We start from the raw sequence: 12,954 nt of genomic DNA on the forward strand, positions 1-12,954 counted from the left end.
GGTTTGCAAAACAGCCGGCCTCTCTGCCCGCCGCCTACCGGATCCCGTCATGTTACGAATCACCGAACTCAAGCTGCCCATCGACCATCCCGAAGAAGACCTGCGGCCTGCCATCGTGCAGCGCCTGGGCATCGCCAGTGATGACCTGCTCGATTTCACCCTGTTCAAACGCAGCTACGATGCGCGCAAGAAGTCGTCGGAACTGTGCTTCATCTACACCATCGACCTGAACGTAAAGGGCGAAGCCGCCCTGCTGCTCAAATTCGCCGACGACCGCAACGTCAACCCGGCGCCGGATGTCAGCTACAAGGTCGTAGGCCAGGCACCGCAAGGCCTGACCGAACGCCCGATCGTCGTCGGCTTTGGCCCCTGTGGAATCTTCGCCGGGCTGCTGCTGGCGCAGATGGGCTTCAAGCCGATCATCCTCGAGCGCGGCAAGGAAGTGCGCCAGCGCACCAAGGACACCTGGGGCCTGTGGCGCAAAAGCGTGCTCAACCCCGAGTCCAACGTGCAGTTCGGTGAAGGCGGCGCCGGGACCTTTTCCGACGGCAAGCTGTACAGCCAGATCAAGGACCCGAAATTCCACGGCCGCAAAGTGCTGCACGAGTTCGTCAAGGCCGGTGCGCCGGAAGAAATCCTCTACGTCAGCAAACCGCACATCGGCACGTTCCGCCTGACCGGCGTGGTGGAAAACATGCGCGAGCAGATCATCGCCCTGGGCGGTGAAGTGCGCTTCGAGCAGCGGGTGACCGATGTGCTGATCGAAGACGGCCAGTTGAATGGGGTGGTCATCGATGGCGGCGAACAGATCCTGTCCAAACATGTGATCCTGGCCTTGGGCCATAGCGCCCGTGACACCTTCCGCATGCTCCACTCCCGTGGCGTGTACATGGAAGCCAAGCCGTTCTCGGTGGGTTTCCGTATCGAACATCCGCAGTCGCTGATCGACGCCGCGCGCCTGGGCAAATACGCCGGGCACCCGAAACTCGGCGCCGCCGACTACAAGCTGGTGCACCACGCCAAGAACGGCCGCTCGGTGTACAGCTTCTGCATGTGCCCGGGCGGCACCGTGGTGGCGGCGACTTCCGAGCCGAACCGCGTGGTCACCAACGGCATGAGCCAGTACTCGCGCAACGAGCGCAACGCCAACTCCGGCATCGTGGTCGGTATCACCCCAGAGGTGGACTACCCAGGCGGCCCGCTGGCCGGTATCGAGTTGCAGGAACGCCTGGAGTCCCACGCCTATGTCCTCGGCGGCAGCAACTACGAGGCTCCCGCACAACTGGTAGGTGATTTCATCGCTGGCAAGCCGTCCACCGCGATTGGCAGCGTGGAGCCTTCCTACAAACCTGGCGTGTCTCTTGGCGATTTGGCCCTGGCCTTGCCCGACTTCGCCATTGAAGCGATCCGCGAAGCGTTGCCAGCGTTCGAGAAGCAGATCAAGGGCTACTCGCTGCACGACGCGGTGTTGACGGGTATCGAGACGCGCACCTCATCACCGTTGCGGATCACCCGTAACGAATCGATGCAGAGCTTGAACGTGAAAGGGCTGTTCCCTGCCGGTGAAGGCGCTGGTTACGCCGGTGGGATTCTATCGGCGGGCGTGGATGGGATTCGGATTGCCGAGGCGTTGGCGCGGGATATGCTGGGGCTGCACGGCTGAAACATAACCTGTAGGAGCCCGGCAAGCCGGGCTCCTACAGATTCAGATATTGGCGCGCAAGATGCTGTCCGGCAACGGCTCGCCCCGTTCGACACTGGCAGCAACAGCCGCAATCAAACCGTCCAATTCATAACCCTGCCCCGCCAGCCAGGCCTGATCGTAGTACGTCGTCGCATACCGCTCACCACCGTCACACAATATCGCCACGATCGACCCCGACTCCCCCTCCGCTTTCATCTGCTGCGCCGCCACCAGGGCACCAATCAGGTTGGTCCCGCTGGAGCCACCGACCCGTCGTCCCAGCCGGTCGGCCAGGTAATGCATGGCCGCCAGCGACAGGGCATCCGGTACCTTGACCATCGCATCGATGACCTTGGGCAAAAACGATGCCTCGACCCGTGGTCGGCCAATGCCTTCAATCCGCGAACCGCAGTCCAGGCGCAAACTGGCATCACCACTCTGGTAGAAATCAAAGAACACCGAACGCTGCGCATCGGCACACAACACGCGGGTGCAATGCTGGCGATAACGCACATAACGACCGAGCGTAGCGGTGGTGCCGCCGGTGCCGGGGCTGGAGATCAACCAGCTCGGCTCCGGATGCTGCTCGAAACGCATTTGCTGGAAGATCGACTCGGCAATGTTGTTGTTCGCCCGCCAGTCGGTGGCACGTTCGGCGTAGGTGAACTGGTCCATGAAATGACCACCGCTTTCCCGAGCCAGGCGTTCGGATTCGGCGTAGATCTGCGTGGGGTCCTGTACCAGGTGGCTCTTGCCGCCGTAGAAGGCAATCTGTGCGATTTTTTCCTGGGACGTGGTGGCTGGCATTACCGCAATAAACGGCAAACCCAGCAGACGCGCAAAGTAGGCTTCGGAAATCGCCGTCGAGCCACTGGATGCTTCGATCACCGGCGCACCAGGCTTGAGCCATCCATTACACAATGCGTACAGGAACAACGAGCGGGCCAGCCGATGCTTCAGGCTGCCGGTGGGATGGCTGGACTCGTCCTTGAAGTACAACTCGATACCCGGCAATCCTGGTAACGGCAAGGGAATCAGGTGCGTATCGGCACTACGCTGGAAGTCTGCTTCAATGATACGAATGGCTTCGCGGGCCCAGGGACGGTGGTCGCTCATGGAGAGTTTCTCTGAAGGTATCAGTCCTGATTTTAGGGGGTTTCCTACACGCCACACAGATACAGTACCGACTCAATCGGACACACAATTGCTAGGCTTGGCGGCAACATCGCCCCAGACAGCCTCTTATAACAAATAAGAATATAACTTTTGTTTTAACAACTAACGGTACGGGTTAGGGTACCCACCTATTGAACCTGGATTGGAGAGCATCCCTTGCCTCTGCGTAGCACTTTCACCCGTTTCTTCCAGCTGGAAGCCGCCAGCGGTCTATTGTTGATCGCGGCTGCGGCCTTGGCGCTGATCATCAACAATTCACCTTTGTCGCACCTGTACAGCGCGTTTCTCGATGTGCCGGTGGTGGCGCAGATCGGCGCGCTGAAAATCGCCAAGCCCGCCCTGCTGTGGATCAATGATGGCCTGATGGCTCTGTTCTTCCTGCTGATCGGCCTGGAGGTCAAGCGCGAGTTGCTCGACGGCCACCTGTCCAAGCCCTCGCAAGTGGTGCTGCCTGGCGCCGCAGCCATCGGCGGCATGGTGGTGCCGGCGCTGATCTACTGGGCGATCAACAAGGACTACCCCGCCGCGCTTTCCGGTTGGGCGATTCCCATGGCCACCGACATTGCCTTCGCCCTCGGCGTACTGGCCTTGCTGGGTAAGCGCGTGCCGGTGTCGCTGAAACTGTTCCTGATGACCCTGGCGATCATTGACGACCTCGGCGCGATCATCGTGATCGCCGTGTTCTATTCTGCCGATCTCTCCGGTGCCGCCCTGGCGGGTGCGGGCGCCTGCCTGATTGCGTTGATCGCGATGAACCGCCTGGGCGTGATCAAGCTCGGGCCGTACCTGATCGTCGGGCTGATCCTGTGGGTGTGCGTCCTAAAGAGTGGTGTGCACGCAACGCTGGCCGGTGTGACATTGGCGTTCTGCATCCCGATGCGCACCAAAAACGCCGAGCCCTCGCCGCTGCTCACGCTGGAACATGCCCTGCACCCCTGGGTGGCCTACGGCATCCTGCCGCTGTTCGCCTTTGCCAACGCCGGCGTGTCCTTGACCGGCGTGAGCCTGGAAAGCTTCACCCACCATGTGCCCATGGGCATCGCAGCGGGCCTGCTGATCGGCAAGACCATCGGTGTGTTCGGCCTTACCTGGCTGGCCATCAAGACCGGCCTGGCCGCCCTGCCCACCGGCGCGAACTGGGGCCAGGTATTTGGCGTGGCGATCCTGTGCGGTATCGGCTTTACCATGAGCCTGTTTGTTGGCTCCCTGGCATTCGTACCGGGGGCCAGTGAGTTTGCCGGGGAAGACCGGATGGGGATTTTGACCGGGTCGATACTGGCGGCGTGTATCGGGTATGCGGTGACGGCAATGGCGAGTCGTAAAAAGGCCGCACCTCAGGTTTGAATTTGACAGCCTCGAAAACCAAAAACCCCAACCAGTCACCCGGTTGGGGTTTTGTGTTTCTACAACCGACGGTTAGCGAGTAACGCGGCTGGTACCGTCAACGGTCATGATGCGTACGCGGTCGCCGATGCGGAAGATTTCATTCTCCTGCACGGCCTGCACGTAGGCACGCATGCTGCCGTCGTCTTCGCGCACGGTGATTTCCACACCTTGGGTACGGGTCAGGCCTTCTTCGGTGGCCGAACCCAGCAGGCCGCCAGCAACAGCGCCGATCACCGCGGTCACGATACTGCCACGGCCACCGCCGATGGCACTGCCGCCAACACCGCCGATAACGGCGCCGGCAGCGCCGCCGATTGGGGTCTTGGTGCCTTCGATTTTCACCGGACGCAGGGATTCGATGGTCCCCATGCGCACGGTCTGGACACGACGCGCCTCGTCACGGGAGTACGAGTCGCCGGTCAGACTCGAGGCGCAGCCACCCAGTAGCAACGACAGGGTAGTAAAGCAGGCAACCAGTAAAACAGACTTACGCATAGCATCAACTCCAAAGGACAGGTGGTCATTAAACGCTGCAGCTTGACGCCTGTCACGGCAAGCACCGCAGAAAATTGCTTTCATTCAGCCTTAGTACAGACTGCCCACACCAGAAAAACAGACGAACGGTAGCGCTGCTCTCTCAACCGGGATCTTCATGGATTACTTCATCATTGTAGTCACAACCCTTGCGGGACTGTATTTCCATGCCTGGTTGTACCTGCGCATCAGGCGTTGGATAGACCGTGACCTGGCACTGTCGCTGGCGGGTAATGATCTGCACAAGCGCACCTTCATGCCGCAACAGCTGCAAGAGGCTCGCCGCTTGAAGATCAAACGGTCCCACTTGCCTCACTGGCTGAAGAACGCGGCACAGCAGTACACGCCCGAAGCCTCTTCAATAGAGACGTCGGGGTGACAGGCATCATTCAAGCGGAGTGACGAAAGGTGCAGCTCAGGGTGCCAGGCGTTCGCGGGTCCAGTCGGCCCCTTGCAGGCGATAGTTCAGGCGGTCATGCAAGCGGCTGGCGCGGCCTTGCCAGAACTCGATGCGCTCGGGTAACAGGCGATAACCACCCCAGTGCTCCGGGCAGTCAGGCTGGGTATCGCTGAAACGCTGCTCGGTAGCCTTGAGCAGGTCCTGCAGCTCTTCCCGGTCACGGATGACCTGGCTTTGCGGAGACGCCCATGCCCCCAGGCGGCTGCCCAAGGGACGAACCTGATAATAAGCATCCGACTCTTCAGGCGTGACCTTCACCACTCGACCCTCAATGCGCACTTGGCGCTCCAGGGTCGGCCAGAAAAACGTCATGGCTGCAAACGGCCGCGCCGCAAGCTGTTGGCCCTTGGCGCTCTGATAATTGGTGAAGAAGGTAAAGCCCTGCGCATCCAGGCCCTTGAGCAACAGGATGCGGCAGTGCGGGCGACCGTCCTGGTCGACCGTGGCCAAGGTCATGGCATTGGCCTCCACCGGTGGCTGCTCGGTTTTCACCGCGTCGGCAAACCACTGGTGGAACAAGGCAAACGGCTCGCTCGGGGCCTGTGCCTCGCTCAAACCATCCCGTGTGTAGTCACGGCGCATATCGGCCAGTGCCTGGGTCATGCGGCTTTATCCTTCTGGTTCAGCAGATCAGTTTTTCGCCTGGTCGTTTGCCGGTGCAGCAGCCTTGGCTTTGGCGGGTGCCGCTTTTTTCGCCGCTGGCTTGGCCGGGGCTTTCTTGGCCGCTGGCTTGGCAGCCGCTTTCTTGGCGGTCGAAGCCTTCTTGGCCGGGGCCTTGGCGGCTGGAGCCGGAGCTGGAACATCCTGCACCGCCACCATTTCGGCGACAGGCGGGGTCTTGCCCGACTGATATTTGCTCAGCAGCGCCAGCATGGTAGTGCGCTGGGTGAACATGATTTCCATGCGACGGTTCAAGGCTCGGCCCTGGCTGCTGTCGTTGGCGGCACGTGGCATCAGGTCGCCCATGCCGCGCAGCATCAGGCGGTCCTGCTTCAAACCGCTGAGGCTGAAGATCGAGGCGATGGACTGTGCACGCTCCTTGGTCAGCGCCTGGCTGGCCGGGGCGGTGCCGGTGGCATCGACGTGACCCAGTACCAGCACGGCAGTCTTCGGATCGGCTTCAACGGCCTTGGCAACCCGGGTGAACGGACCGAGGGTGACCGGCAGCAGCATGGCCGGGCGTTTCGGGTTGTAGGAACCATCAACCGGGGCAATCACCACGAGCACGTTGTCGCGACGCTCGAGTTGCAGGTTGCTGTCCTTGATAGCCGCGCGCAGACGCGGCTCATAGTCGTCCAGCCAGGCTTGGGTGATTTTCGGGTCGGGCATCGGCACGTTGGTCACGTCGACCTTGGCCAATGGCTTGGGTTTGCTTTCGAACGGCCACCACCAGTGGGTTTCGGTGTCGGTCTTGGCGACTGCTGGGGCTGGATCAGCGGCCTTCAGGTCGGCTTTCAGGTCGGCCTTCGCATCGGCCGCCTTCTCATCGGCGCTCTTGGAGGAAAACGGCCACCAGCTGGAACCGGTGTCCGCCTTGGCGGCGGGAGCTGGAGCCGAAGCTGGCGCTGCGGCGGCGGCAGCTACCGGTGCGGCAGGCTTGGCGCCTGCAGCCGGCTTGGCGTCTGGCTTGGCTTCCGGCTTGGTGTCGGCCTGGGTCACTGCGTCCTTGGTCGAGGCCTTATCGGATCCAAATGACCACCAATGCCCGCCCTCGGCATCATTTTGTGGAGTTTGTGCGCAACCGGTAATAGTGAGACATAGCGCAAGAGCCAAGGACTTGTTCGATAACATGAGATATCCACAAAATGAGAAAAAACCAGGGACCTAGATGATCCGTTAAACAGACGCTTGCAGAAGAATAAAGTTACAACTTTTCCTACAGCGTCTTCTTATAGTTGCCTTTGTAACAAAAAAATGTGAAACAGCAAGGGGTTTACAGACAACCGGCCAATATTCTGACCAACTTCTGTGCCCGCGGGTCCATAAGTACATAAGGTCCGAGTGTATTAGTCACGAAACCGAACGCAACATCATGTTCAGGATCGGCAAACCCCACCGAACCACCAGCACCCGGATGCCCGAATGCACGTGGGCCAAGGCCGAAGGTGGCATTGGCCAACTGCGGCTGATCCAACATGCAGCCCAGGCCGAAACGGGTTTGTGTCAATAATGTTTTATCCGGGCCGATGCTGTGCTCGCGAGTCAATTGTTCGAGCATGTCGGCCTCCAGCAAACTACCGTCCAACAGTCCACTATAAAAACCCGCCAGGCTGCGCGCATTGCCGTGACCATTTGCCGCCGGCTGCTGCATACGGCGCCATTCGGGTTTATTAGTGCTGGTCAGAATAGACGGTGGATTGGCAAATGCACGCGTGGTCATCGCCGTCGGTTCGCGCATCATTACTTGCAGTAACCGTTGCGCGGCTTCATCGCCCATATTGCCTTTGCTGCGCGCTATATGGGCCACGCGATAAAACTCTTCGTCCGCCAGGCCCACATGGAAGTCCAAGCCCAATGGCCGCGCGACCCGCGCCACGATGGACTCTCCCGGCCCGCGCCCATCGGCACGCCGCAGTAGCTCACCGACCAGCCAGCCGTAGGTGATCGCCTCGTAGCCATGGCCCTGGCCCGGCGTCCACCACGGGGCTTCGGCCGCCAGGGTGTCGACCATCAGTTGCCAGTCGTACAGGGCTTCGGTGGGGAGCATCTCGCGGATCGCCGGCAACCCGGCCTGATGGCACAACAACTGGCGCAGGGTGATGGTTTCTTTCCCGGCCGCGGCAAACTCCGGCCAGACGTTGGCGACCGGCGCATCCAGTTGCAACTTGCCTTCGGCCACCAATTGCAGGGCAGTGACGGCGGTAAAGGTCTTGGTACAGGAGAACAGGTTGACGATGGTGTCGCTGTGCCAGGCCTCGGCGCCGTCCTTGTCGGCGGTGCCGGCCCACAGGTCGACGACCGTTTCGCCGCCGACCTGGATGCAGAGCCCGGCACCACGCTCCTGCGGGTCATCGAACAACGCGGCGAACGCTTCACGTACCGCTTCGAACTGGAGTTCGTAATGACCCTGGATCTGCACCTGAGCGCCCTCGGAAAACATCTAAAAAAGTGGCCGACATTGTTCCAGCCCTGGTGGGTTTTGTGAACCCGTCAGCACTCAATCAGTGACCGTTCCCGGAGTGACCGCCTGCATGCCCGGCGCCCTGCCCCGGGCCTTTGCCTTCATGCCCGGCGCTGCCACCTTCGCTTTCACGCGTGGCGCCTGCCGCCTTGGCCTTTTGCGCTTCCTTGCCCAGTTGGTCGACCGCCGCCAGGTTGCTTTTGCGCACACTCTCCACAAAACCCTGGAACGGTACGTCGGTGATACCGACCAGGCCAAAGTGACCGTTTTCACCGTCCAGCAGACGCCCGGTCACCGGCTGGTCCAGATACTGGAACCAATGCACGCCGACAATCGACGGTTCGGCCATGGCCTGCTTGAGGAAGTTGCCATACGCCGCGCCACGATCTTCTTCCCTGGCCAACTGTGTCACGCCGCCCCAGAACGGCCCACGGTCGGCCGAGCCGAAATTGAATTCGGTGATCAGCACCGGCTTGTCCAACGCCCGCAATGCGGCGAAGTCGTAGCCGTCCTGAGGCTTGAGGGTGTACATGTTGAAACTCAACACATCGCAGTATTGCGCGCAGGAGGCCACGGCTTCCGGCGTGCTGACCGCATAACGGCCACCCAGCAGCAGTTGATGGGGCGCGTGCCATTTCAGCGAGTCGGAAATGGTCTTGAAGTAGGCATCGGCGAAGGTCTTCTGGAAGTATTTGAAGTCCGCCTCGATTTCCGGGTGCTCGGGATTCGGCATCGGCGGTTCGAAACCCGGGTCCTCCATCAGCTCCCAGCCCTTCAATTCGATACCCCAGGCTTTCGACAAACCTTCTTCGTTGCGGTACTTGTCGCGCAGTTGCTTGAGGAACGCGCGCTTGGCCGGTACGTCGGTGGTCATGCGCAACGTGCCGTACGCCAAGGCGTAGCGGGATTTCGGATCATCGCCAGGGCCGGCCCAGGCCAACTCGTTGTCGGCAAAAAAGCCGATCAACCACGGGTCATCGCGGTGGTCACGGGCGGCAATCGCCACGGCGCGCTCGGTGGCCATGGCGAAACGCGGGTCGAACGGGTCGGGCATGCCGCCCCACCAGTCGGTGCCGGTGCTGATGCTGGCGTAATCGCCGACGATCGACAGCGGCAAGGTGTAGGGAACCCGGCCGGCGGTGGCCAGGCTCTCGTCGCTCCAGTTGCCGACGGTGTTGAAACCCCAGGCCTGCAAGCGGTCGAGGGTGTGAGTGACCCAACGTTTCTGGTCGAAGCCGTCACCGCCATAGGTACGCTGCAAGTTGGCGCCGTAAAAGTCATACCAACGCCCGGCACCGAAGCCACGGCCTTCCCCCGCGCCATTGCCGGTGCGGTTGTCGCCGCTGCCGTAATACTTGTCGAAGGGTTCGCCGCCCTTGGGCAGCGCGGCGAACATCCATTCACGGCCGGCCACATAGGTCTGGCTGTTGTCCGGGGCCACGGTATTGACGCCCAGGGAGTAGAACGGATGTCCTTGCGGTGTCACCAGGTACCAGCGTCCGTCGCGCTTCTCGGTACGGAAAAACCCGCTGGCGTCGAATGCCGGGCCTTTGTTCCAGCCACCGTATTGGTCCAGCGCGGATTTATCCCGCGTGGCCAGCCAACCCTGGAGCTGCTGTTGCTCCTTGGCGGCAGCGGCTTTGAGTTGCTCGTCGCTGCTGACTTTTTCCGGCCACCGCGCACGGGTGGATTGACCATAGGCATCCACCAGCTCGCTGTAGGCCGCCTTCAGCACCGGCTCGCTGTCCTGCACGCCGAAGCGCTCCAGCAGGATGCTCTGGGCGGCGTTGGGTTTGAGCATCGACAGCGTCACCGAAACCACCTGGCTGCGGTCGATCTCGCCAGCGCTACTGGCCAGCAACACACGCTGGCCGTCCACGGTGATCGGCATCGGTGGGCCGGCCTTCATGCCCTGGCTCAGCGGCGAATTGGCCTGCAGCGGAACCAGCAAGGTCTGAGCCGGGCCGGCGGGCAGGTCGATGCGGCTGACCAGGGTCTTGCCATCCGCGCTCTGCACCTTGACGTAGAGGGTCAACGCCCAGTCCATCGCACTCTGGATGCGCAGGCTCATGGCACCCGACCGGGACCAGTCCCAGGCGCCGGTCTGCGGGCTCAGCACCAGGCTCGGTTCGGCGGCCGGGTTGAACGTGATGCGGCGCAGCACTTCGCCTTCGGGGGTTTGTTCGGCGTTGTATTGCGGCAGGCTGGCGTCCTGGGTCGCCACCTTGACCACATCGGCAGGCCGGACGAAGTTGAACAAAGTCTGTTGCCCCGCAGGCGCAGCCATCAAGGGCGCGGCGAGCAGCAAGGCAAAAAGAGCGGGCAACGTGCGAATCATACGAACAAGGTTCTCCCAGACGGCCGATGAATGGCCTGATGAAATACAGTGAGATAGACCACGAAGTGGGCGAAACCGCCCACAGTGGCTTAAGAAATTTCGCGCCTGAAAGGCGGCAAGGCATTCAGGATAGCCTTGCCATAGCGCTGGGTGACCAGACGCCGATCAAGCAAGGTGATGGTGCCCCGGTCCTCTTCGGTACGCAGCAGGCGACCGCAGGCCTGGACCAGCTTCAAGGAAGCATCCGGCACCGAGATCTCCATGAACGGATTACCGCCCCGCGCCTCGATCCACTCGGCCAAAGCCGCCTCGACCGGATCGTCCGGCACCGAGAACGGGATCTTGGCAATCACCACGTGTTCGCAATAGGCACCCGGCAAGTCCACCCCTTCGGCGAAGCTGGCCAGGCCGAACAGCACGCTGGAGTCGCCGCCGTCTACACGCGCCTTGTGTTTGTTCAGGGTCTCCTGCTTGGACAGGTTGCCCTGGATAAACACTTGCTTGCGCCAATCACGGTCGAGGCCGTCGAACACGTCCTGCATCTGTTTGCGTGACGAGAACAGCACCAGCGTTCCGCGCGAACCTTCGACCAGCTCCGGCAGGTCGCGGATGATCGCGGCGGTGTGGGCCGCTGCGTCCCGTGGGTCGGCCTTGAGGTCCGGCACCCGCAGCACGCCAGCATCGGCGTGATGGAACGGGCTCGGCACCACGGCGGTGACGGCTTTTTTCGGCAGGCCGGCGCGCATGCGGAAGCGGTCGAAGGTGCCCAGCGCGGTCAGCGTGGCGGAGGTCACCAGGCAGCCATAGGCCACGTTCCACAGGTTGCGGCGCAGCATTTCGGCGGCCAGGATCGGGCTGGCGTTGACCTCGATATCGAACAGCGCACCGCTTTCCGACAAGGTCAGCCAGCGCGCCATGGGCGGGTTGTCTTCCGGGTCTTCGACGGTGAAGGCGGTCCACAGCTCCCAGTTGCCCTGGGAACGGGACAGCAGGCTGCCGAACAGCGGATACCATTCCTCGGCCTGGTTGCTGGCGATGCCGATATTGACCTCGCCGTCCATGCCTTCCTTGAGCAAATCCGTAAGACGGGTGAACAGATCGGTCAGGCGTGAAAAGCCTTTCTTCAGCTCGATGCCCATTTCGCGCATGTGCTCGGGGATCAGCCCACCGACAAAACGATGGCGGGGACGCTCACGACCCTCCACATCTTCACCGGGCTTGAAGTCGGCCACCTGCTCGCAGGCACTGAACATGAATTGCTGCTGGGTCTTGATCTCGCGCGCCAGCTCCGGCACCTGTTCGATCAGCTTGCCCAGGTCGCCCGGAAGCGGGTGCTGGGCCAGCAGTTTGGTGAGGTTCTTCGCGGTGGTTTCGAGCCAGTCGGCGGTGGAGCGCAGGCGCGTGTAATGGGCGAAATGGCCGATGGCCTTGTCGGGCAGGTGGTGGCCTTCGTCAAACACATAGAGGGTGTCGCGCGGGTCCGGCAACACCGCACCGCCGCCCAGGGCCAGGTCGGCCAGCACCATGTCGTGGTTGGTGACGATCACATCGACCTTGCCCATGCCTTCGCGAGCCTTGTAGAAGGCGCACTGGCCGAAGTTGGGGCAATGGCGGTTGGTACACTGGCTGTGGTCGGTGGTCAGGCGCGCCCAGTCGGAATCCTCCAGGGCGGTGGGCCAGCTGTCGCGGTCACCGTCCCATTTATTGCCGGCCAGTTTCTCGATCATGCTGGTAAACAGCTTCTGGCTGGCTTCATCGACTTCGATCTTGAAGCCTTCTTCTTCGAACAGCTGGGCGGTGGCGGTTTGCGCGTGACCTTCCTGCAACAGCACGTCGAGCTTGGACAGGCACATGTAGCGGCCACGGCCTTTGGCCAGGGCGAAGGTGAAGCTCAGGCCACTGTTGCGCATCAGGTCGGGCAGGTCCTTGTAGACGATCTGCTCCTGCAGGGCGACGGTGGCGGTGGCGATCACCAGGCGCTTGCCGGCGGCCTTGGCGGTCGGGATCGCGGCCAGGCTGTAGGCCACGGTCTTGCCGGTACCGGTGCCGGCCTCGACGGCCACGACCGCGGGCTCACCCTCGCGGCGGCCTTCGTCGTCGGTGTCGATATCCCCGAGGACCTTGGCCACTTCGGCGATCATCAGGCGTTGGCCGTAGCGCGGTTTCAAGCTCTTGGCTTCGAGAAAACGCGAATAGGCACCCTGGATCGTGGTTTTGAGTTCAGTGCTGATCATGGATAGTCGGGCGCAAAAAAC

General features: G+C 61.8%; 10 protein-coding genes. 3 read left to right on the forward strand and 7 right to left on the reverse strand.

Features of this window, described 5'->3' with window-relative positions:
• Positions 1 to 49 precede the first annotated feature (49 nt).
• A complete protein-coding gene (locus tag BM026_RS05510) occupies positions 50 to 1,663 on the forward strand; it encodes an NAD(P)/FAD-dependent oxidoreductase (RefSeq protein ID WP_093527648.1) in 1,614 nt (537 codons plus the stop codon).
• A gap of 42 nt (positions 1,664 to 1,705) precedes the next feature.
• Here the strand turns inward: BM026_RS05510 and BM026_RS05515 are convergent, their stop codons facing one another.
• On the reverse strand, positions 1,706 to 2,800 hold the full coding sequence (locus tag BM026_RS05515) for a PLP-dependent cysteine synthase family protein (protein WP_092241228.1): 1,095 nt from the start codon (positions 2,798 to 2,800) through the stop codon (positions 1,706 to 1,708).
• A gap of 216 nt (positions 2,801 to 3,016) precedes the next feature.
• Here BM026_RS05515 and nhaA point away from each other — a divergent pair, with 216 nt between their 5' ends.
• Positions 3,017 to 4,204, forward strand: a complete 1,188-nt coding sequence (gene nhaA, locus BM026_RS05520; protein WP_093512179.1) for a Na+/H+ antiporter NhaA — start codon at positions 3,017 to 3,019, stop codon at positions 4,202 to 4,204.
• Positions 4,205 to 4,276: 72 nt separating this feature from the next.
• On the opposite strand, the gene BM026_RS05525 is transcribed toward nhaA, so the two are convergent.
• Positions 4,277 to 4,741, reverse strand: coding sequence for an outer membrane lipoprotein (locus BM026_RS05525; RefSeq protein WP_003189251.1), 465 nt, complete (start codon positions 4,739 to 4,741; stop codon positions 4,277 to 4,279).
• Between the two features lie 157 nt (positions 4,742 to 4,898).
• On the opposite strand from BM026_RS05525, the gene BM026_RS05530 reads away from it, so the two are divergent.
• On the forward strand, positions 4,899 to 5,159 hold the full coding sequence (locus BM026_RS05530; RefSeq protein ID WP_093527650.1) for a hypothetical protein: 261 nt from the start codon (positions 4,899 to 4,901) through the stop codon (positions 5,157 to 5,159).
• A 36-nt stretch (positions 5,160 to 5,195) separates the two neighbouring features.
• Here the strand turns inward: BM026_RS05530 and pdxH are convergent, their stop codons facing one another.
• The 5 genes from pdxH to dinG all read right to left on the reverse strand — a co-directional run bounded on the left by pdxH (position 5,196) and on the right by dinG (position 12,933).
• Positions 5,196 to 5,843, reverse strand: a complete 648-nt coding sequence (pdxH, locus tag BM026_RS05535; RefSeq protein ID WP_071488840.1) for a pyridoxamine 5'-phosphate oxidase — start codon at positions 5,841 to 5,843, stop codon at positions 5,196 to 5,198.
• A 27-nt stretch (positions 5,844 to 5,870) separates the two neighbouring features.
• Entirely contained in the window at positions 5,871 to 7,031 is a 1,161-nt protein-coding gene (locus BM026_RS05540; RefSeq protein WP_093527652.1) for an OmpA family protein, read from the reverse strand.
• A 142-nt stretch (positions 7,032 to 7,173) separates the two neighbouring features.
• On the reverse strand, positions 7,174 to 8,319 hold the full coding sequence (locus BM026_RS05545) for a serine hydrolase domain-containing protein (protein ID WP_093527740.1): 1,146 nt from the start codon (positions 8,317 to 8,319) through the stop codon (positions 7,174 to 7,176).
• A gap of 82 nt (positions 8,320 to 8,401) precedes the next feature.
• Positions 8,402 to 10,699, reverse strand: a complete 2,298-nt coding sequence (locus BM026_RS05550) for a beta-galactosidase (protein ID WP_093527654.1) — start codon at positions 10,697 to 10,699, stop codon at positions 8,402 to 8,404.
• Positions 10,700 to 10,788: 89 nt separating this feature from the next.
• The gene (gene dinG, locus BM026_RS05555; RefSeq protein WP_071488837.1) at positions 10,789 to 12,933 is read right to left on the reverse strand and encodes an ATP-dependent DNA helicase DinG; all 2,145 of its coding nucleotides are present in this window, start codon (positions 12,931 to 12,933) and stop codon (positions 10,789 to 10,791) included.
• Positions 12,934 to 12,954 lie beyond the last annotated feature (21 nt).

It is taken from the genome of Pseudomonas sp. NFPP24 (assembly GCF_900112095.1).
GTDB lineage: Bacteria > Pseudomonadota > Gammaproteobacteria > Pseudomonadales > Pseudomonadaceae > Aquipseudomonas > Aquipseudomonas extremorientalis.

What these genes read in the sequence shown, in the direction of transcription:
- BM026_RS05530 (WP_093527650.1), top strand. Translation starts at nt 4,899, where the DNA reads ATGGATTACTTCATCATTGTAGTCACAACCCTTGCGGGACTGTATTTC.
- pdxH (WP_071488840.1), bottom strand. Translation starts at nt 5,843, where the DNA reads ATGACCCAGGCACTGGCCGATATGCGCCGTGACTACACACGGGATGGT.
- BM026_RS05550 (WP_093527654.1), bottom strand. Translation starts at nt 10,699, where the DNA reads ATGATTCGCACGTTGCCCGCTCTTTTTGCCTTGCTGCTCGCCGCGCCC.
- BM026_RS05515 (WP_092241228.1), bottom strand. Translation starts at nt 2,800, where the DNA reads ATGAGCGACCACCGTCCCTGGGCCCGCGAAGCCATTCGTATCATTGAA.
- dinG (WP_071488837.1), bottom strand. Translation starts at nt 12,933, where the DNA reads ATGATCAGCACTGAACTCAAAACCACGATCCAGGGTGCCTATTCGCGT.
- BM026_RS05510 (WP_093527648.1), top strand. Translation starts at nt 50, where the DNA reads ATGTTACGAATCACCGAACTCAAGCTGCCCATCGACCATCCCGAAGAA.
- BM026_RS05525 (WP_003189251.1), bottom strand. Translation starts at nt 4,741, where the DNA reads ATGCGTAAGTCTGTTTTACTGGTTGCCTGCTTTACTACCCTGTCGTTG.
- BM026_RS05540 (WP_093527652.1), bottom strand. Translation starts at nt 7,031, where the DNA reads ATGTTATCGAACAAGTCCTTGGCTCTTGCGCTATGTCTCACTATTACC.